The organism is Acetobacterium malicum subsp. dehalogenans DSM 11527 (assembly GCF_000472665.1).
In the GTDB taxonomy this organism is placed as follows: Bacteria; Bacillota; Clostridia; order Eubacteriales; family Eubacteriaceae; genus Acetobacterium; species Acetobacterium malicum.
Window position 1 is genome coordinate 47,012 of record NZ_AXAC01000005.1, and the last position, 20,372, is coordinate 67,383.

At 45.7% G+C, this 20,372-nt stretch carries 21 protein-coding genes and 2 tRNA genes; 12 read left to right on the forward strand and 11 right to left on the reverse strand.

The window, feature by feature from the left end; all coding sequences use genetic code 11:
* Positions 1–133: 133 nt before the first annotated feature.
* A complete protein-coding gene (locus tag A3KS_RS0102240) occupies positions 134–892 on the forward strand; it encodes a ZIP family metal transporter (protein ID WP_026393517.1) in 759 nt (252 codons plus the stop codon).
* A gap of 328 nt (positions 893–1,220) precedes the next feature.
* On the opposite strand, the gene hcp is transcribed toward A3KS_RS0102240, so the two are convergent.
* The 5 genes from hcp to A3KS_RS19775 form a co-directional block, all read right to left on the reverse strand.
* Positions 1,221–2,936, reverse strand: coding sequence for a hydroxylamine reductase (gene hcp, locus A3KS_RS0102245; RefSeq protein ID WP_026393518.1), 1,716 nt, complete (start codon positions 2,934–2,936; stop codon positions 1,221–1,223).
* Positions 2,937–3,124: 188 nt separating this feature from the next.
* Positions 3,125–3,286: a hypothetical protein gene (locus A3KS_RS23410; RefSeq protein WP_156913188.1), complete on the reverse strand. Its 162-nt coding sequence runs from the start codon at positions 3,284–3,286 to the stop codon at positions 3,125–3,127.
* A 213-nt stretch (positions 3,287–3,499) separates the two neighbouring features.
* Positions 3,500–3,730 (reverse strand): type II toxin-antitoxin system MqsA family antitoxin, encoded by a 231-nt coding sequence (locus tag A3KS_RS0102255; RefSeq protein ID WP_026393519.1) that lies wholly within the window; start codon positions 3,728–3,730, stop codon positions 3,500–3,502.
* On the reverse strand, positions 3,727–4,044 hold the full coding sequence (locus A3KS_RS0102260) for a DUF4258 domain-containing protein (RefSeq protein ID WP_026393520.1): 318 nt from the start codon (positions 4,042–4,044) through the stop codon (positions 3,727–3,729). The genes A3KS_RS0102255 and A3KS_RS0102260 overlap by 4 nt, the downstream gene beginning before the upstream one ends.
* A 270-nt stretch (positions 4,045–4,314) precedes the next feature.
* Positions 4,315–4,569 (reverse strand): DUF4145 domain-containing protein, encoded by a 255-nt coding sequence (locus tag A3KS_RS19775; protein ID WP_156913189.1) that lies wholly within the window; start codon positions 4,567–4,569, stop codon positions 4,315–4,317.
* A gap of 50 nt (positions 4,570–4,619) precedes the next feature.
* Between A3KS_RS19775 and A3KS_RS0102270 the strand changes: the two genes are divergently transcribed.
* Together A3KS_RS0102270 and A3KS_RS0102275 are read left to right on the forward strand one after the other, a co-directional pair.
* The gene (locus A3KS_RS0102270; protein ID WP_026393521.1) at positions 4,620–5,138 is read left to right on the forward strand and encodes a PriCT-2 domain-containing protein; all 519 of its coding nucleotides are present in this window, start codon (positions 4,620–4,622) and stop codon (positions 5,136–5,138) included.
* Between the two features lie 24 nt (positions 5,139–5,162).
* The gene (locus tag A3KS_RS0102275) at positions 5,163–5,516 is read left to right on the forward strand and encodes a tyrosine-type recombinase/integrase (RefSeq protein ID WP_026393522.1); all 354 of its coding nucleotides are present in this window, start codon (positions 5,163–5,165) and stop codon (positions 5,514–5,516) included.
* 111 nt (positions 5,517–5,627) lie between these two features.
* Here A3KS_RS0102275 and A3KS_RS0102280 read toward each other — a convergent pair.
* Both A3KS_RS0102280 and A3KS_RS0102285 read right to left on the reverse strand, forming a co-directional pair.
* Positions 5,628–5,704: transfer RNA gene (locus A3KS_RS0102280), tRNA-Lys, on the reverse strand.
* A 5-nt stretch (positions 5,705–5,709) separates the two neighbouring features.
* A tRNA-Leu gene (locus A3KS_RS0102285) sits at positions 5,710–5,796 on the reverse strand.
* Between the two features lie 358 nt (positions 5,797–6,154).
* Between A3KS_RS0102285 and A3KS_RS0102290 the strand changes: the two genes are divergently transcribed.
* Complete coding sequence (locus tag A3KS_RS0102290) at positions 6,155–6,403, forward strand: hypothetical protein (RefSeq protein ID WP_026393523.1); 249 nt, start codon at positions 6,155–6,157, stop codon at positions 6,401–6,403.
* Positions 6,404–6,507: 104 nt separating this feature from the next.
* On the opposite strand, the gene A3KS_RS0102295 is transcribed toward A3KS_RS0102290, so the two are convergent.
* Positions 6,508–7,026, reverse strand: a complete 519-nt coding sequence (locus A3KS_RS0102295; RefSeq protein WP_026393524.1) for a shikimate kinase — start codon at positions 7,024–7,026, stop codon at positions 6,508–6,510.
* Positions 7,016–7,885 carry a shikimate dehydrogenase gene (locus A3KS_RS19780; protein ID WP_035354992.1) on the reverse strand — a complete coding sequence of 290 codons (870 nt, stop codon included), beginning with the start codon at positions 7,883–7,885 and terminating at the stop codon, positions 7,016–7,018. Before A3KS_RS19780 ends, A3KS_RS0102295 begins: the two co-directional genes overlap by 11 nt.
* Before the next feature lie 184 nt (positions 7,886–8,069).
* Between A3KS_RS19780 and uraA the strand changes: the two genes are divergently transcribed.
* From uraA to A3KS_RS0102315, 3 genes are all read left to right on the forward strand, one after another.
* Positions 8,070–9,410 carry a uracil permease gene (gene uraA, locus A3KS_RS0102305; protein WP_026393525.1) on the forward strand — a complete coding sequence of 447 codons (1,341 nt, stop codon included), beginning with the start codon at positions 8,070–8,072 and terminating at the stop codon, positions 9,408–9,410.
* A 360-nt stretch (positions 9,411–9,770) separates the two neighbouring features.
* Entirely contained in the window at positions 9,771–10,532 is a 762-nt protein-coding gene (locus A3KS_RS0102310; RefSeq protein WP_026393526.1) for an NYN domain-containing protein, read from the forward strand.
* Positions 10,532–11,458 (forward strand): magnesium transporter CorA family protein, encoded by a 927-nt coding sequence (locus tag A3KS_RS0102315; RefSeq protein ID WP_035354995.1) that lies wholly within the window; start codon positions 10,532–10,534, stop codon positions 11,456–11,458. The genes A3KS_RS0102310 and A3KS_RS0102315 overlap by 1 nt, the downstream gene beginning before the upstream one ends.
* 16 nt (positions 11,459–11,474) lie before the next feature.
* On the opposite strand, the gene A3KS_RS0102320 is transcribed toward A3KS_RS0102315, so the two are convergent.
* Complete coding sequence (locus tag A3KS_RS0102320) at positions 11,475–12,812, reverse strand: PucR family transcriptional regulator (protein WP_026393528.1); 1,338 nt, start codon at positions 12,810–12,812, stop codon at positions 11,475–11,477.
* Positions 12,813–13,013: 201 nt separating this feature from the next.
* On the opposite strand from A3KS_RS0102320, the gene A3KS_RS0102325 reads away from it, so the two are divergent.
* The 5 genes from A3KS_RS0102325 to panD all read left to right on the forward strand — a co-directional run bounded on the left by A3KS_RS0102325 (position 13,014) and on the right by panD (position 18,841).
* Positions 13,014–14,930 (forward strand): oxidoreductase, encoded by a 1,917-nt coding sequence (locus A3KS_RS0102325; protein ID WP_026393529.1) that lies wholly within the window; start codon positions 13,014–13,016, stop codon positions 14,928–14,930.
* A 688-nt stretch (positions 14,931–15,618) separates the two neighbouring features.
* A complete protein-coding gene (locus A3KS_RS0102330; RefSeq protein ID WP_026393530.1) occupies positions 15,619–16,476 on the forward strand; it encodes a Rossmann-like and DUF2520 domain-containing protein in 858 nt (285 codons plus the stop codon).
* A 21-nt stretch (positions 16,477–16,497) separates the two neighbouring features.
* The gene (panB, locus tag A3KS_RS0102335) at positions 16,498–17,334 is read left to right on the forward strand and encodes a 3-methyl-2-oxobutanoate hydroxymethyltransferase (RefSeq protein WP_026393531.1); all 837 of its coding nucleotides are present in this window, start codon (positions 16,498–16,500) and stop codon (positions 17,332–17,334) included.
* 4 nt (positions 17,335–17,338) lie between these two features.
* On the forward strand, positions 17,339–18,178 hold the full coding sequence (panC, locus tag A3KS_RS0102340) for a pantoate--beta-alanine ligase (protein WP_026393532.1): 840 nt from the start codon (positions 17,339–17,341) through the stop codon (positions 18,176–18,178).
* Positions 18,179–18,457: 279 nt separating this feature from the next.
* A complete protein-coding gene (gene panD, locus A3KS_RS0102345) occupies positions 18,458–18,841 on the forward strand; it encodes an aspartate 1-decarboxylase (RefSeq protein WP_026393533.1) in 384 nt (127 codons plus the stop codon).
* A gap of 112 nt (positions 18,842–18,953) precedes the next feature.
* Here the strand turns inward: panD and lpdA are convergent, their stop codons facing one another.
* The gene (gene lpdA / locus A3KS_RS0102350) at positions 18,954–20,372 is read right to left on the reverse strand and encodes a dihydrolipoyl dehydrogenase (protein WP_026393534.1); all 1,419 of its coding nucleotides are present in this window, start codon (positions 20,370–20,372) and stop codon (positions 18,954–18,956) included.

Here is a 20,372-nt window from a genome sequence, read left to right on the forward strand (position 1 = left end):
TGGAACCTTTCTATTCTTCATTGACAACTCTGATTGATCGATGTTAAACTCAATTAAACTACAACTGGTTACTGCACTTTTTCCGCTTCTTTTCCCGACTCACAAATAACCGACAATAAGGAGGTTCGACCCTATGGCTACGGCAGCATTATATGGCTTGGTAAGCGGCTCCACCCTGTTCATTGGAGCGCTTATTGGTATCTATCTCAACATCCCTACCCGTTTGCTTGGTGCAATTTTAGCCTTCAGCTCCGGGGTCATGATTTCTTCTTTAACCTTCGATCTGATGGAGAATGCTTTTTTATCCGGGGGCTTTACCTCGGTTTCAATTGGCTTCCTGATTGGAACCCTGCTTTTTGTACTGGGTGACTATTTAATTGATCGTGCTGATGCTTATTTTCACCGTGACTCCGAACCAGCGCCTGGCTCGCTCCGTCAAACCGGAACCCTCCGTCGCGACTCTGGTTCCACCGTCCTGCTTGGTTTTGTTTTAGACGGGATTCCGGAATCGCTGGCGATCGGGATTGGTCTGGCGGCTGAGGAAAGTATTGGTCTTTCGATGATGATTGCAGTTTTACTGAGCAATCTGCCGGAAGGCATATCTGGCGCGATTGATATGAAAAACTCTGGTCGCTCTAATTTCTATATCTTATCAATCTGGGGCGTCACTATTTTCGCCGCGATCCTTGCGGCGGCAGTCGGCTATGGGCTTTTAGGCGGGGCCTCCCCCCATGTCATCGCCATTAATCTTTCCATCGCGGCCGGGGCCATTTTAGCGATGCTCTCAAATAAAGAGCTGCCGGAAGCCTTTGCAATAAGCGGCCGTTTCACCGCGATTGTGACGGCACTGGGCTTCTTTATCACTTTTTATATTATCCATTTAGCTGATTGATGATCGTTACAACTAAAAAACGAGTTGCCTGATAACAAGGCAACTCGTTTGAGGTTGTCGATAAACTATCGTACCGACCAATTGTTAATCTGTTGTTCGCCGCGCCATGCGAAATCCGCTACACTCCTTTCGCATTGGTCGTGGGCAGTCGCCAACTACAAGCAAGCTTGTGATTGGCTCGTTGCCTTCGCGCAGAATCGGACAGGCTTTGCCGTATCCGCTCCGATGCGTACAACATGATGCAACAATTGTCGGTACTGGGTTTTATTTTTTGACAGTCTGAATACTATTGTTGAAAACCGCGACGGTAAATCGATTCGGTTATTTTTTATACTGTTCCCATAAACATGGCCATGTCAGCATCAACTGAGTCGATACCGCCGATACCAAAGGTATCGACCAGAACATTGGCGACATTCGCAGATAAGAAGGCCGGTAAGGTTGGCCCCAGATGGATATTTTTGACCCCCAGGTGCAGCAGCGCCAGTAGCACGATAACAGCTTTTTGTTCATACCAGGCAATATTATAGGCGATCGGCAGTTCGTTGATATCGTTAAGCTCAAAGACCTCTTTCAATTTCAGGGCGATCAGTGCCAATGAGTATGAATCGTTGCACTGTCCGGCATCCAGCAGTCGGGGAATGCCGCCGATGTCGCCCAGATCGAGTTTATTGTAACGGTATTTTGCACAGCCAGCCGTTAAAATCACCGTATCTTTTGGCAGTTTTTCAGCAAATTCGGTATAGTAATCCCGGGATTTCATGCGACCATCGCAGCCGGCCATGACAAAGAATTTTTTAATGGCGCCGGATTTAACCGCATCGACGACCTTATCGGCCAGGGCAAAAACCTGTTCGTGGGCAAAACCGCCGACAATTTTGCCAGTTTCGATTTCGGTGGGTGCTTTTAAGCGTTTAGCCATTTCGATAATTTTCGAAAAGTCCTTTTTGCCGTTAGCATCCGCTTCAATATGGGTACAGCCGGGATGACCGGAGGCCCCGGTGGTGAAGATTCGACCCCGGACTTCGTCACTCTTGGGCGGGACAATACAATTGGTGGTGAACAGAATCGGACCATTGAAGGATTCAAACTCTTCCAGTTGTTTCCACCAGGCATTCCCGTAGTTCCCGACGAAGTTGTCATATTTCTTGAAGGCCGGGTAGTAATGGGCCGGTAGCATTTCACTGTGGGTATAGACATCAACGCCGGACCCTTTGGTCTGTTCCAATAACTGCTCCAGATCGGTCAAGTCATGACCGGAAATTAGAATAGCGGGATTCTTTTTAACCCCAATATTAACTTCGGTGATTTCGGGGTTACCGTATTTCCCGGTGTTGGCACCATCAAGCAGGGCCATGGCGGTAACACCAAACTGACCGGTTTTTAAGGTCAGGGCGACCAGATCGTCGGCGGATAGTTTGTCATTCAGGGTCGCGGCCATAGCCTCATAGATAAAACCATATAAGCTCAGGTCTTCTTTACCCAGATTGAGAGCATGCTCGGCATAGGCGGCCAGGCCCTTGACGCCATAGGTAATCAATTCTCTGAGTGAACGGACATCTTCATTGGTGGTGGCCAGAACGCCAACGTTCGCAGCTTTTTTAATCATCTCTGCTTTTGTGGCAGTTTCAAAGCGGGCGGCGTCATGGAGGGTCGAAATATTTATTTTCTTGCCGTTCTGTTCTTTCTTTAAGCCCAACAGTTTCTGGAAAAAGCCGGGTGCGTTCTTTTTATTGGCAGCATCTATCATATCTCGCAACTGATTTCTCAGGGTAGTCATCTTCTTTATTTCTTTGACGAAGGCATCGGCATCAAAGTTGGCATTGGTAATGGTCATAAATAGGCTTTTTAACACCTCATGATTGACTTCACCCAATTCTTTGGCTTCCAGTTCGCCTTTTACCACGATTTCGGAAATCCCTTTGACGGTGTAGATCAACAGATCCTGAAGTTTGGCAACCTCTTCACTTTTTCCACAAACCCCTTTAACACTACAGCCTTTTCCTTTGGCCGCTTCCTGACACTGATAACAAAACATACTCATCGTATTGTCCTCCTGAAATTTTATTTAGTCTTAACGATTCTTCTAAGATCAACTGGTATCGCTACCTCGTTTGTATGTTGCTATTATATCTGGGGTTCCAGGTTAATTCCGTTGCAAATGCAACGGTGCTGTTCTTTTTTTGAAAAAGCGCTGAAATGCGAAAAAAAACACCTTTCGGTGTTTTCGTTTTACTCGCTTTTTTTATCGTCTGTCTGGATATTCTTATTTTTGTAGAAAATACAGCCGGTTTCCTTGTATGGATTCTTTAACACATCCATGTCCGGACAACGTCCATTGACATTAAAACCGCAGTTTAAATAAGAACATGCATTTTTTTCTGCTGATTCCATTTGGCTCTCCTCTTAAGTTTAAACACGCAAAGTGCTTTTTAATTTTAATTGCGTGTAATTATATCAGTTGGATCACCAATACTCAAGCGCTCATTGCGCTTTAATTATTGCCGTGGGTTAAAAAAAACACCGGTTAAGTAAACCACTCATTCTGGCAATAAATGGAATCTGTTCAATTCGTGTCAGTCCAGGTGGTTTCTATATCTATGCGATCTATGCGATTTTTTCATACTCCATTATTGTCAATTCGCTTGCCAGAGTCTCAGCCTTATCCATCAGAACGTCGAGCTTTTCAGCGACAGAAGCAGAAAACAAAATTTCTCCACACTGTTCGCATTTGTGACAAGGGACGTTTTTAATGATGATGATGCAGTTCTTCAGATCAGCAAAGTAGGTCGTGGTAGAAGCTTCCATATTTCCGTTTTTACAGCTTAAACATTTCATTTCAAGCACTCCTTTCTGGTTTTCATATCCGACTCCCATTTATCTTTGTCTGGATAATAAGCGGTTACAATTTTTGCAGATTCTCCGTTACTAGCAATTACGACATGGAGTGATGTGTCAGGCGTGATATAACCCAATATCAAACAACTCGGTGTCGGAAAATCATCCGGATAGTCTTCGATTATTTCGCCAGTCATTACCGCAATGCGTATGTGCTTTGGGCGAATATCACGCTGCTTGCACCGCTCAATCACGTGTTGGGTTAAGAACACAAAATCTTTTTCATAGAGCTCTTTTAATTCCTCTATTTTCATTAATACCCCTACCTTACATCGCTTAAGAAGAAAATTACTTTACCGAAGATAAGCCTTTAATTTTATTATACGCCAATTTGGAATAATGTAAATCGCTAAATCCTATTCCTTTGAAATATGACAACACTTTCGCCCGATATCAGCCCAAAAATCACTTTAAGATGGTTTGCGTTGCTCTTGTTTTGTATCATTTAATTCAATAATCCCATTGAAAAGAATATCATTTTCATGTCGTTCTATGTACCAATTTTTCATCAATAATTCAATCAGTTAAATTAATTGTCTAGCCTCATTTGGATCAATGTCTACAATCAAGTTTACATCTTGTTCCATGTGTGCGCCAATATTCCCTAATTCACGCAAACTGTGTAGTACTTTTTTTATCTGAGGAGTGACTCTATCATCAATAGCTTTGATTTCCTTAGCTAAGCTATCTTTATTGGTAATGGTCCAAAAATCTCTTATCATACCTTGAAGACACCTTCTTGAAAGTGTAGCTGAAGCCCTAGGGCTAAGATCAACGATCTTACAAGCCTTTTCATACGTTTTGACTCAATAGTACCATAAGAAAGAAGGTGATACCACTGGAAAACAAATTAAATTTAATAGAACTGCTCGGCCATATCGACCCGTCATCCTTGGATTACCAGAATTGGATCAATGTCAGTATTGCACTAAAAGAAGATGGTTATGCTACCTCTGATTGGGATGAATGGAGCTGTCAGGATTCGAGGCGCTACCACGCAAATGAATGCTTCAAGAAGTGGGACACTTTCCGGGTCACATCCCAGCCAGTCACCGCCGGAACGATTGTTCAATTGTTCAAAATGGCAAAGGATCAAGGCTGGTCCCCGGATCGTGGCGGTCACAAACTGGAATGGGACGATATAATCGGAGCCAGAGACGAGCTTGTGGTAATTGACAAAAACTGGGTAGAGGGCAAGGAAGTTGCTGCTCCAGATGATTGGAATCCAGTTGATCAGCTGGTTAAGTACTTGGAAATCTTATTTGAATCATCTGAAAATGCTGGTTATGTCACTAACACCTTGGAAGCGTTTGGAATCTTTGATGGAATACTTGCTTATTTTGGATAGAGCTGAGCGATTAGTGGTCACTTCTTGCGGATCATCCCCTTTGATGATGATTTTTGTGAATACTTAAAGGATAATCCCCGGATAAAAAGGGATAATCATCTGTTTAAAACGAAATATAAAAAGCTCATGGGGCTTCGTTCATGGGCCCGGCATCATTACAGCATATTCTTGTCTGACTTGAAAGCTAAACACCCAGAGATCCCTCAGCTGGCACCGCACGAGCTCCGGCATACCTATGGCACGTTACTCTACAAAGCCGGCACTGATGTTTTTACACTCCAAAAATTATTGGGTCACGCTTCCATCGAAACGACGACAAAAATTTACGTTCACGACGACATTAGTGATGTCGAAAAGAACATAAAACGGCCGGAATAAATCGCCACTTTGATCGCCACTTAATGTCCATAACGCACCGTAAATGGCCTGTATTCTAAATTAGGCATAAAAAAAACAGAGTCGCTAAACGGCTCTGTTATGCGCTATTATTGGTGCTCCCTCAGAGACTCGAACTCTGGACACCCTGATTAAGAGTCAGGTGCTCTAGCCAACTGAGCTAAGGGAGCAATAGTGGTGCCGAAGGCGGGACTCGAACCCGCACGTGATCACTCACAACGGATTTTGAGTCCGTCACGTCTGCCAATTCCATCACTTCGGCGTAAAAAATAGTTATTAAATTGTGGAAATTGTACCCCTAATAGGATAGAGATAACTAAGCGATTCACACCAAATCAAAGATTTGGGTTCTCTGCTTATGCCAATTCCATCACTTCGGCATAATAAATAGTTTATTTACTTCATGTCCATAGGACACTGTCATAAATAATAACACAGCTTAAAAAGAATTTCAATCATTTTTTTTAATTTTGAATTATTTTTTAAAAATGAAAACACGACAAAATATTATCTTGTTTTTTTAAATTTATGGGGTACTATAAGTTAATAGTGGATTGGTTATCAACAACGAATCGAATAGCCCTTCCGATAATTTTATTTCCAGAAAGCCAGGTGAAGTGATGAGCATGTTTGAAAACCATAAAACAATCGCTTATAAGGAATTCAGAGAATTTGTAAACGAGTCTGTTCTTGAGTTGATTAAGAAAACAAAAGATAAAAAATGCAACGGCTGTATTGATTTTATATTTGACGAAGAAACCTGCACGGGGCATTGCGAGGCACTGGAAACTACCTGGCCGGTTAAAAACCCCGATGCGGTCCAACGACTGACTGATTGCTATATTTGCGATCTCAAAGCCATGAAATAATAAAGTGTAACACCGATCAATCCGGTCGGTGTATTATTTTGTTCAGATTTCCCCATATCGTTCACTATTTTTTCTTTTTTTACTCTATATCTTCAGCTTTGACATTATTTCAAATAGAAAGCTTCTTTTATTTTCTGACAACAGGCTTCGGCAGTCCAGGTTTCGGTTGAAATCTGAAAATCACAGACATCGTAGTACTTCTGCCGTTCAGCCAGCATTTGTCTGATTCGCAACAGCGGATCTTCACACTTAAGCAAAGGTCTGGTCGTATCATCTTTGACACGTCCATAGATGGTTTCCGGCTGAGCTGACAGACTGACCACAAAGGCCTTCTCTGCCAATAATTTTCGATTTCTTTTAAATAGAATAATCCCGCCACCGGTGGAAAGGACGCAGTTTTCCATGGTCAATGCTTTTTTTAAGGCCTCATGTTCGGCGTCACGAAAGGCGTCTTCGCCAAGCTGGGCAAAAATGTCAGTGATGCTCATGCCCATCTCCGCTTCGATTATCGCATCGGTATCAAAATAATCATATTCCAGTTCCCGAGCCAGCAGCGGACCGATAGTCGATTTTCCGGTTGCCATAAAACCAATCAGAGCAATGCATTTTTTTTCATTCTTCATTTTGCTTTATCCCTTCCTCCAGTAAATTTTTCCCCAGGACCGGATCCGGAAAAATCCCCGTCCATAATTCAAAGGCCAAAAGTCCCTGGTACAAGAGCATGTCCAAACCATTTTGAGTTTGAGCGCCAATGTCATTGGCATCTTTCAATAATTGCGTCACCGCGGGACTGTAGATCATATCATAAACCAGCAATTCTTTTTTAATCAGCTCTTTGGGCAGTGGTGATCCAGGGGTATCAGCCATCCCCAGATTGGTTCCGTTGACCACGACCATTGCCTCATCAATGGCTCTTTTTAGGACTTCGGGTGCCATACTGATGGCTTGCGCTTGCCCCGGCCAGTTTTCATTAATCTGGTTTGCCAACTCTTCAGCTTTTGCTGTTGTGCGATTGGCAATGATCACTTTTTTAATGCCCCAATCAGCCAAAGCCATGGCTACCGATTTAACAGCCCCCCCGCACCCTAAAATCAGAATGGTTAGTTCATCCTTGGGGATCTCAGCATTTTTTGTTTCAAGCGATTTAATAAAGCCAAATCCGTCGGTATTGTAACCCACCATTTCACCGTCACGGTAAACCACCGTATTCACCGCCCCAATTTTTTCAGCTAAGGGATCCAATCGATCCAGGTATTCCATGATCGCCATTTTATGGGGTTTAGTGATGTTGAACCCGCCAAAATTCATCACTCTGAAGCCATCGATCAGCTTTTTCAACTCCTCAGACTTGACCGCAATCGGCAGGTAAAGAGCATCCACCCCAGTTTCTTTGAATAATCCGTTATGTAATTGGGGCGATAAGCTTTGGGCAATCGGCTCGCCGATAACGGCATATATTTTCGTATCAACTGAAATTTTCATTCGCGCACTCCTTAAATTTATGGCTTTATCTGCATTGTAACACAGGTTGGAGGGCTGGTAAATAATCGCAAACAGCCTTCTTGATATTTTTTTATTATTATGCATTTAATTGTATAAAGTCTTTGCGCCTCACCATTCCTGTGTTATAATTTCAAAGGAAAATGAAAAGAACGGAGGAAATGTTTTGGACGATCGAAGAATTATACAAGTGGAGGAAAAGGTGCCCTTGAAGATGCTGGTGCCGTTAAGCTTGCAGCATATGTTTGCGATGTTTGGCGCATCGGTTCTGGTGCCCTTCCTCTTTGGAATCAACCCAGCCATTGTGCTCTTTATGAATGGTGTGGGGACGTTATTATTTATGGTCATCACCAAGGGTAAGGCCCCAGCTTATCTGGGTTCGAGTTTTGCATTTTTGGCTCCGGCCGGCATTGTTATCGCCACCTGGGGCTATTCTTATGCACTCGGCGGTTTTGTCGTCGTTGGTTTATGCGGTTGTATTCTGGCTGGGATTATTTATAAGTTCGGGATTGAGTGGATTAACGTGGTGCTCCCTCCTGCGGCGATGGGCCCGGTCGTCGCACTGATTGGTCTGGAGTTAGCCGGTACAGCTGCCAGCACCGCTGGTATTATCAGCAGCACCAGTTATGTCCTCGACGAAGCTTCCGGCCTTTATGAACAGGTGGTCACTGCCATCGTTCCTGAAAATGTCATCGTTTTTCTGGTTACTCTGGCCTTTGCAGTTTTTGGATCGGTTATGTTCCGGAAATTTCTGGCCGTTATTCCGATCCTGATCGCCATTGTAGCCGGTTACATCACCGCCCTGATTACCGGTGTGGTTGGTCCGGCTACCTACGAGGCAGTGGCTGCGGCGCCCTGGTTTTCGTTGCCGAACTTCCAGTTTCCGCAATTTAATTTAGAAGCAATTATTATCATCTTACCCGTGCTGCTGGTTATTGCTTCTGAACACATCGGTCACCAGATTGTCACCAGCAAGGTCGTCGGACGGGATCTCTTAAAAGATCCGGGCTTGCATCGCTCTTTGTTTGCCGATAATTTTTCCACCATGTTATCGGGTTTAATTGGTTCCGTACCAACGACCACCTATGGTGAAAATATTGGCGTAATGGCCGTAACCAAGGTCTACTCGGTTCAGGTTATTGCCGGAGCAGCAATTATTTCAATTGTTTGTTCGTTTGTGGGTAAATTGTCGATGCTGATCTCCACCATTCCCGGCCCAGTCATCGGCGGAATTTCCTTCCTTTTATATGGGATGATCGGTGCTGCCGGTATCCGTATTCTGGTTGATGCCCAGGTCGATTATGGCAAATCCCGTAATCTGGCTCTGACCTCTGTGGTCTTTGTGGTCGGCTTGTCCGGCATTGCCGTGACCTTTGGCAGTATTCAACTCAAAGGCATGGTTCTGGCTGCCGTTGTCGGAATGATCTTAAGCCTGATCTTCTTTGTCCTGGACAAACTGAATCTGACCAATGACCGGGAAGAAGAACACCTTTACGACCAACCTTAAGTTAGTTGCTAATTGACCGTACCGACCAATTGTTAATCTGTTGTTCGCCGCGCCATGCGAAATCCGCTTTGCTCCTTTCGCATTGGTCGCGGGCAGTCGCCAACTACAAGCAAGCTTGTGATTGGCTCGTTGCCTGCGCGCAGAATCGGACAGGCTCTGCCGTGTCCGCTCCGATGCGTACAACATGATGTAACAATTGTCGGTACTACGTTAGTGCTTTATCTTCAACATCTAGACTGATCATTATGATCAGTTTTTTTTATGGCGACTGTCGGTTGTAAAATAGGGTGATTTCCATTATACTGGTAGTAATAATAAGAACGAAAATAACTAATCGCTATAGAAATAGAAGGATGACCGATGAAAAATGATATGAAAATTGCCGTCTTAATTGATGCCGATAATGTGTCGGACAAATATGTTAAGTATATTTTTGATGAAATCTCCAACCTTGGCATGCCGACGTTCAAGCGCATCTACGGTGACTGGACCAAACCTCAGCTGGGGTCCTGGAAAACGGTATTACTGAACTATTCCATTACCCCAATTCAGCAATACAGTTACACCACCGGAAAAAACGCCACCGATGCCGCGCTGATTATCGATGCCATGGATATTCTTTATTCCAATAACGTGGACGGATTCTGTATTGTTTCCAGTGACAGCGACTTCACCCGTCTGGCTACCCGACTCCGGGAAGCCGGGATGTATGTAGTAGGCATGGGCGAAAAGAAAACCCCCACGCCCTTTATCTCGGCCTGTGAAAAGTTTAAATATCTGGAAGTTCTGGCCAGTGATCCGGAAGCTGCGGCGGAACAATCTGAAAACGTCCAAAACGGCAAACAAGGTGCCCAAAAAGAAGGCATGGCCAGCAAGAAAGAATTGATTCAATCACTGAAAACCATTATTACTGAAAGTTCTGATGAAGATGGATGGGCGAACTTGGGCGAGGTCGGCTCCCGGCTCAACAACCGCTATCCAGATTTTGATACCCGGAACTACGGTCACTCTAAACTGCGTCCACTGATTTTATCCTTGAACCAATTTGAAATTGAAGCGCGCCGAACCAGCAAAAATCAGAATTCGCACTATGTTGTCCGCAACAAAGCCAAGCAAAGATAATGATATCCAGCTATCGTCTTGAAAATCAGGCCTTCACAACGGATTTTTTTGAACATATTGATCCTAACAACGATCAAATCCATCTCTGCATCCTTGACTTCCCGGAGCTGGCGGCAGTCAGCGGCAAGCTGGGAATCGGCGAACGGCTGGTTGACGAATGTTTGAACAGCCGCTCATCAAAATTTGACAGCTATGATGGCTTTGATTTTATCACGATCATTCTTCCCGAAGCGATTTGCCAGGATCTCAAACCGCAGCGGATCGGTATCTATTTCCGGGCTGACTTATTGCTTTTTGTGTCAGATCGCAGCAATTTTATCAACGATATTGTTATCAACACCCAGACCGAAGGGATTAAGGTTCACAGCCTGGGGAAATTTTTCCATTTGTTTTTTGACAAACTCACCATTGATGACCGGGAGGTCTTGGTGTCAATTGAAGAGGAAATCTCCAGTCTGGAAGAGGAATTTATTGTGTCGGTTAAAAATGATCTGGCGGATTATCTGATCACCTTCCGCAAGCGTCTGCTCAGTCTTAAACAGTATTATGAACAGCTTTTTGAAATCTCTGAGGCCATCGAGGAAAATGAAAATAACCTGATTGATAAAAAGGAACTGCGTTATTTTAAAATTCTCACCAATCGGACCAACCGCCTCTTTACCAATGTGCTGAACCTCCGGGATTATGGCACCCAGGTCCGGGAAGCCTACCAGGCCCAACTGGACATAAATCTGAATAAGGTCATGAAAATTTTTACTGTCGTTACTTCTATTTTTCTGCCGCTGACTCTTATCGTTGGCTGGTACGGCATGAACATCATGATGCCAGAGTTTCATTGGGAATATGGTTATCCTTTTGTGATTGTTTTATGTATCGTAGTGGTGTTGGGGACACTGCTGTATTTCAAAAAAAACAAGTGGTTTTAGAATCCACTTGTTTTTTTTAGCCAATTTGCTCTTCCCCTAAATAATTCAGAATCTTGAAGGACAGCTGTAAGGAAAATTTTGTTTCGGGATCTGCTAAACTGATATTGAGGATTTCTTCTATTTTTTTGATCCGGTATTTCATGGAATTGCGGTGGATTTGAAAATATTGGGCAGTTTTGGTGACGTTGCCGTCATGGAGTAAATGAATATAGAGATTATGTTGATAGTCGGTTTGGTAGTGGCGATCATAGTCGATTAAGTCAAACAATACCGGGTTACAGAAGGCTTTCAGGTCCGAGTCTGCTCCGGCCGTTTCCAGCAAATGATAGACAGCATAAGCATTATAATCATAAAAAAGATCTTGGGGGCTTAGGGCTGTCCCCAGTTCCAGCGCTTTGATGGACTGGCGATAATGGATTTTAAACTCGGTCAACGACTGGAAACAGGGGCTGATCCCGGCCCGCATTTCGTTAGTCGCTAAAAAGTCCCGCAGTTTATTCACAATGGCATTGGCAACCTCCTCTTTTCGGTGGCTTTGCAGTAGAATCGTAATCTTATTATGATAAACAATCGATTTTTCGGTGCCGATCAGGCGGTTGATGATGGTTTTTAGATAACTCAGGGACATCACCTTTTCGGCTTTTTGATCCGGGCTGATTGTGACCAGCAGCGAATATTTTCGGGAATTCAAGTTCAGTTTTTTTGCCTGCTTCTGTATGGTGTCAGTTCTGGTGATTTTCTCTTCCAGCAGATCCAGTAAAAAATGCTCATATTCATTTTCAAAGTGACTGCTCTGGATATTTTCTTTTTGCAGTTCACTGGCGACAATACTGCACAAAAACTGGAGCAGCTCCAGATCCATATCCGCAAATATTTTATGTGCTTCGACCACGGCAATATGGCCGATATTTTTTTCTTTGATAGTCAATTTGTGGGCCATCCAGCGGGTCGACGAATAGTCGAAATTCTCAATGCAGGGAACTGGACTGGCATAAAGGCGTTCAAATACGCCGCTGTCGTTAAGTTTTTTGATGCGCTCATAGGCCTCAAATTCTGTTTCCGGTTCGGCGGTGGGCCAGGAAGGGTCGCCCACCTCGGCATTTTTATTGAAGGCCAATACATGATACCCCAGATCACTGACAAACATCGGATTGCCCAGGACTTCATAACCCACATCAATGATATGCTGCAGACCACGGCATGATAAGAGCGCCGCCACCAGTCTTGCTTTTTTTCCTTCAATGCACCGCTTTTTTGAAAATAACGCGGTCAGCATTTGCTCCCGGCCGGGATCATTCAGAGAACGTTTCACCCGGATTCTATTCGGATTCTTATTATCTTTCTTGTCCATCATTTTCACCCTGCTTCTTTAATTTTTGAACCGCATTGTTTTGTTCATATTATACGCATTTAATAATTTAATAGCAAATACAGTATCGTCATTTTGCAATAAAACTATTCTTTATTTTTTGCTGTTCTGACATTGTTTTAAATCTCATTCCTGATAGAATTTTGTTAAGTAAACGATTTAATCAAATAGAAAGAGGTTTAATAAATGAACGTAAAGTACGCAAAAATTTTTTCCCCCATTAAAATTGGCAATATACTCGTCAAGAATCGGATTGAAACCTCCCCGGCCGCACCGCGGCTGGCATCTCCCGAAGGTTTGGTAACGCCTGAACTGATCGAGTGGACCCGGGAACTGGCCAAAGGCGGGGCCGGCATTGTCACCGTGGGGATTTCCATGGTCACGCCCCCCTTTGGACACATGAATGGCTTCTGTGTGAATATTGGTGATGACAATGTCGTGCCCGGTCTGGCCGTCCTAGCCGATACGGTTCATCGTTATGGAGCCAAGGCGTCCATTGAGCTGGCCGGATTCGCAATGGGACATGAGCTGCCGGAGGAAGGCAAATCACCCATCGACATGATGAGTCAGGAAGATATTGACAACTGGATTAGTCTCTTTGCCAATGCCGCCGAACGGGCCATGAAAGCTGGCATGGACATGGTGCTGATTCACGGCGGCCATGGCATTCTGGTCAGCAATTTCTTCTCTCCCCTATTTAACCACCGCACCGACAAATATGGCGGCAGCCTTGAGAACCGAGCCCGGTTTGCCTGTGAATTATTTGCTGCCATCCGCCGCAAGGTCGGTCGTAAACTGGCCATTGAGTTTCGTTTAAGCGCCGCTGAACTGGTTCCCGGCGGCGTGGAACTGGAGGAAACCATTGCCTTTATTAAAATTATTCAAGATCAGATCGATCTGGTTCATGTTTCGGCCGGGATGCTGCTGGATGATGCCATGGTCCCGATTACCACCCAGCCCACCTATTTTAAACGCGGTTATAATGCCCATTATGCCGCCAGCATTAAAAAAGCCCCCGGCATTACCGTCCCGGTGACGACAGTTGGCTCCATCGATCTGGATCTGGCGGCGGAAATTATCGAGAATGATGAGGCTGACATTTGTGCCATGATCCGGACCGTGATCGCCGATCCCGGCAGTGTTAACAAGGCCCGTACCGGCAAGGAGGCCGAAATCCGGCCCTGTATCCGCTGCGTGTTATGCTTGAACCGCACCCATGGGATGGAACCGCTGCGGGTGGCTTGTGCGGTTAATCCCAAGGCCGGCCGGGAATGTGAGTTAAAAGATACGCCAAAACTGGCGGATCAACCGAAAAAGGTGGTCATCATCGGCGGCGGACCAGCCGGTCTGGAAGCGGCCCGAACCGCTGGTGATCGCGGTCATCAGGTCGTCCTTTTCGAAAAAAGCGACAGCCTTGGCGGCACCCTGCGACTGGCGGTTGCTCCGGATTTCAAGGCCGATCTTAAAAACTATCTGGACTGGTCGATCCGCATGACCAGCCGCCACCCCAATGTCCAAATCCGGCTGGCCACCGCTGCCACCACCGAAAACATTCTCGCCGAAACGCCAGATACACTGATTATCGCCGTCGGTTCAGAAAGCAATATACCACCGATTCCGGGACTTACTGGAGATGATGTGGTTTGGGTCGGTGACGTGGAATCCGGCTCGGCTTCCGTCGGACAAGATGTCATCATTGCCGGCGGCGGATTAACCGGCTGTGAAACCGCTCTGGATCTGGCCCGCAAAGGGAAAAATGTGACCATTATTGAAATGGTCAGCGAGCAGCAGATGCTCACCCCTTCTCCGATTCCGATGACCGCTTTGCTACAGCTGCTAAAAAAAGAAAATGTCACCATTCTAGCTGAACATAAGCTCGAAAAAGTCAAAGATCATACTGTTCTGTTAAGCGGTGCTGAGGCTCAGAAAGAGCTTGCTTTTGATACCTTGATTCTATCGTTGGGGGTTAAACCAAAGCTGCTGGAAGTCTCCAAATTTGCAAATTTAATTGATGATGTCTTCTGTATTGGTGATTGCACCACCAGCCAGGGGACCCTCTACACGGCCACCACCGCCGGCTACAATGCCGGAATGGATATCTGATCGAAGCCCCGTAGCTTTGTCAGCAAAAAAACGAAGTACCAAAAATTGTCATCTATTACTAACCTCAGGAAACGCATCAACGCGTTTCCTGTTTTTGATTGCCTCACTGGCTTTAATCATTTAAATAAACGCTTGCATTATTATTCGGCATGTTGTATCATACCCACATGGTGGCATCGTCAAGAGCTGCACATGATTAACGCATAAAAACTTTAAATTCATTAAATAATAATCAATTAAAAACCTGCTCTAATCCCTGGTGATAGAGACTGAATAAAGCGATACTGTTTTGCATTTTTATAATGTCACGATAGGTCTTTTTGCAGTTGTTTATTTTCAGTGCAGAGGACCTTTTTTCTTTGCCCAAATTTAGACTACTGTCTATCCGGTTTTGTCGAACAGAGTACCGACAATTGTTACATCATGTTGTTTGCATCGGGGCGAACAGGTTGATAAACCTGCGTGGAGGCAATGAGCCAATCACAAGCTGGCTTGTAGTTGGCGACTGCCCGCGACTAATAAGAAATTTTATTTCTTATTAGTCGCCGATCCCGCAGCAAACAACAGATTAACAATTGGTCGGTACGGGGTTTTCAACACCCTGAGTTTTCAACAGCCACAGGTTTGCGTGCCATGTGTTTCTCTGCTCTTTGCGGTCATAACCAAATACTACTAACAGGTGAAACGCATGAAAATCGGATTTATTGGCGCCGGCAAAGTCGGCACCGCCCTGGGCATTTTTTTCAAACAAAATAGTCTTACTCTCTCAGGTTACCTAAGCCGCAGCGAGACCTCCTCTCAATGCGCGGCCAAAGCAACTGATTCCGCTGTTTTCTTCGACCTTCCCAGCCTTGTTGCCGCAAGTGAAGTGATTTTTATTACCACCGGGGATGATCAAATTTCTGCGGTTATCAATCAACTCGCCCAAACCGCCTGCTTGACCGGGCATCATACTCTTGTCCATACCAGCGGTGCCCTGTCCACCGATCTTTTTGATCCACTTTTAGCTTCAGGGTGCGGTTTGTGTTCGCTTCATCCGATCATGAGTTTTTCTGATCCCTTCACTGCGTCTCAAAATTTAAAGCAAGCGATTTTTACCCTGGAAGGCAATGAAAAAGGTCGGGCCGCTGCACAAAAAATCCTTAAGATCACCAGCAATCCCTATTCCGTTATTGACAAGGGCGATAAGGTCCTCTACCATGCCGCTGCCTGTGTCCTTTCCAACTATCTGGTGACCCTGATTGATTCGGGTTTTGAACTGCTAAAGACCACCGGAATCGCCGCCGATGAGATCACCAGGGCCTTTATGCCGCTGATCACCGCCACGCTGGGCAACATCGAAAGATCCGGAACGGTTAATGCTCTCACCGGCCCGCTGGTCCGGGGGGATGAAAACACCATCGGTAAACACATTGAAGCCTTAAAAACCCAAGCTCCGGAATTTATGACCCTCTACCAGACTATGGGTTTAGCCACCATTGACATGATCAAAGACAAACGGATTGATGCCGAAACCTATGAACATTTAGAAAGCAAACTAAAATAATAAAAACAAAGGAAGATACTAATGAAAAGTAAATTTACTGTCAGTTCTTTTTTGCAAGCCAAAGCAAACAAGGAAAAAATCACCATGTTAACAGCCTATGATTATTCCATGGCCAAAATTGTCAACGACGCCGGCATTGATGCGATTCTGGTGGGCGATTCTCTGGGAATGGTGGTCCAGGGCTATGAATCCACCCTGGAAGTGACCATGAACGACATGGTATATCACTGTCGCGCCGTTGCCCGGGGCGCTGAAAACGCCCTGATCGTCGGTGACATGCCCTTTTTGTCCTATCACGTTTCGGTGGAAGACGCCGTTCGCAATGCCGGCCGATTGATTCAGGAAGGTAAGTCCCAGGCTGTCAAGCTTGAAGGCGGTGTGGAGCAGGTTGCCAATGTTACAGCCATTGTCAAGGCGCAGATTCCCGTCATGGGCCATATCGGCCTGACCCCCCAATCGGTTAACCTATTCGGTGGATTTAAGGTTCAGGGCAAGGACACTGTCCAGGCTCAAAAGGTTATTGATGATGCCCTAGCACTGGAAGCAGCGGGCGTCTTTGCCATTGTTCTGGAAGGGATTCCTGAAAAACTGGCAACTTTAATTACTGAAAAAATCTCCGTACCCACCATCGGTATCGGTGCCGGTCGCTACTGCGACGGTCAGGTTCTGGTCATCCATGATTTATTGGGCATGTATTCAGGTCAATCGCCCAAGTTTTCCAAGCGCTACGCGGCACTGAATGAAACCATCAAGGATTCTGTCATGGCCTATGTCACCGAGGTGAAGACTGCCCAGTTCCCGGAAGAAAAACATACCTTCACCATTGACGATGCGGTTATCGCCGCCTTGCAGCAATAAGACCATGAAGATTGCCAAAACAATAACGGAACTTAAAACCTGTCTTGCCGAAATTGGCAAGGATAAAACCATCGGCTTTGTCCCCACCATGGGTTATCTTCACGACGGTCATCTTTCACTGATTAATGAAGCCCGAAGTCAGAATGATGTCACCGTCGTAAGCATCTTTGTCAATCCCACTCAGTTTGCCCCGGGCGAAGATCTTGATGCCTACCCCCGGGATTTTGACCGGGATTCACGACTTGCCGAAGCTGCCGGAACCGATCTGCTATTCTTTCCTGATCCAATCGAAATCTATCCGGCTGGTGCTTCCACCTTTGTTGCAGTGGAAGGCGCGATTACCAGAAAACTCTGCGGCCAGTCCCGGCCCACTCATTTTAAAGGGGTTACTACGGTCGTCAACATTTTATTTAATCTGATCCTGCCAACCCGAGCCTATTTGGGCCAGAAAGATGCCCAACAGGTGGCGGTGATTAAAAAAATGGTCCGGGATTTACATCTGCCGGTTCAAATTATTGTCTGTCCGATTGTCCGTGATGTGGATGGTTTAGCCCTGAGTTCTCGGAATGTATTTCTGAATCTGGAGGAACGCCGCCAGGCCCTGATTCTCAGCCAGTCACTGACTGCCGCCAAAGCTCTTTACCGAGCCGGTGAAGGCCGGGTTAAAAGCCTAAAAGATCAGATTGTCAGCCACATCAGCACCATGCCGCTGGCGATTATTGATTACGTTGATATCCTTGATTTTGAAACCCTGGCCGACATTGAAACCATCACCGCACCGGCCCTGGCGGCGGTAGCCGTTCGCTTTGGCAGCACCCGGCTGATTGATAATATCATTTTATAGCTAATTGCTAAACTGCCATAAGCTTCGCTGCCAGTTTGCACGAAACAATTTTTACACTGTACGTCGTACAGTTCTCCGAACTGTTCGCCTACACGTTACAAAATTCGCAAAGGTAACGAGCCAATCACAAGCTTGCTTGTAGTTGGCGACTGCCTGCGACCTCGAAGAAATTCGCATCGCGATTTCTTCTGGTTGTTTGTGAAACTAGCATCAAAGCTACAATTGTTCGATTCTTCCGATTTTTGCTATTTCTATAATATCTAGATTAAGAGGTAAATTATGTATATCACCCTATTTAAGTCAAAACTCCATCGGGCAACCGTCACTGAAGCTAATCTCAATTATGTGGGCAGCATTACCATTGATGAGAATCTTTTGGAACAGGCGGATATTCTTCCCGGTGAAAAGGTTCAGGTGGTGGATGTGAATAACGGCCAGCGTTTTGAAACCTATACCATTGTGGGTGAGCGCGGCAGCGGTATTATCTGTGTCAATGGTGCCGCGGCCCGGTTGGTTCATCCCGGCGATCAGGTGATCATCATCGCCTATGCCATGATCGACCGGAAAGAAGCACTGGATTTTAAGCCCCGGGTCCTGATTCTCGATGATGACAATCATGTGACCGCACTTAAGGACCACGAGGTCCACGGCCAGAGTCATTAATTTTCAACGTTTTCATCTAAAAACCAAATAAACAGGCTGCCAATTTTCAGATTCCGATCTGAAAATTGACAGCCTGATCTTATTTTTTTGAAACTGTTTTTTCTATCAACCACTATCGCATTAAATGAATCGCTTCGCCATTGACGGCGTGAGCGGCTTCCATCAGGGCTTCACCAACGGTGGGATGGGCATGGATGGTAGACATCAGTTCGGCCACCGTGGCTTCCAGGCGAATCGCCAGGGCACCTTCAACAATCAGATCGGTGGCTCGGGGACCGGCCATGTGCAGTCCCAGTATTTCGCCGGTGGCGGCGTCGGTAACGTACTTGACCACCCCGGTGGTTTCACCCATAATCATCGCTTTGCCATTAACGGCCATCGGGAAGGTCCCGACTTTTACTTCATAACCCTGATCCCGGGCCTGGGTCTCGGTTAAGCCGACACTGGCCAGTTCCGGTTTGGTATAGACACAATAGGGGATGGTTTTAAAATCAATTTGTGATCGCTTCCCCATGATCGTCTCAACCGCAACGATCCCCTCGGCTGAGGCTACATGGGCCAGCATCACCCCACCGTTACAATCGCCGACGGCATAGATATGCGGCACATTCGTCTGCATTTTTTGATTAACGACGATGGCCCCACGGGCGGTTTCGATGCCAGCCTGATCCAGTTCCAGGGTATCCAGCTCCGCTTTTCGGCCCACTGACATTAGCACTTTGGTAACGGTAATGATTTTTTCACCCGTCTGGGAGCTGGTCGTAACGGCTAAACCAGCAGCGCTTTCCTGGATTGATTCGACCCGGGTGCTGGTAAAAATCTCGACCCCATCTTTTTGCAGTTTTTCTTTTAGCGGTTTGACGATATCGGCGTCCATATTGGCGACAATTTCCGGTAGCATTTCAATAATCGTGACCTTGCAGCCAAAGGCATTGTAGATGCTGGCAAATTCACAGCCAATGACGCCGCCACCAATAATGCCCAGGCTGGCGGGCACAGCGTCCAATGACAGGGCCGTGTCACTGGTGATCACATCCGGATGATTACTCCCCGGTATTGGTGGTATCACCGGTTTTGAACCGGTGGCAATGATGGCAAAATCAAAATCGATGATCGTTGCTGTGTTATTCGATTCGCCTTGATTGTTATTATTGCCATCATTATAAACGACCTTAATTTGATGCTTATTAACAAAAACGGCGGTGCCCATTATTTTGGTAATGGCATTGTTCTTCAACAATCCATTCACCCCGCCGACCAATTTTTTGATGATTTTTGTCTTCCTTTTCTGCAACTTCGGCCAGTCGCCGTGATAATCTGAAATCGTGATACCCAGTTCTTTGGCATCATTTTTTAGAACATCCAGCAGTTCGGTGGTATGCAGCAGCACCTTGGTGGGAATACAGCCGACATTGAGACAGGTCCCGCCCAGATACTTGTTTTCAACCAGGGTTACCGCGGCGCCTAACTGGGCCGCCCGGATCGCGGCCACATAACCGCCCGGGCCGCCGCCGATAATGACAATCTTCAT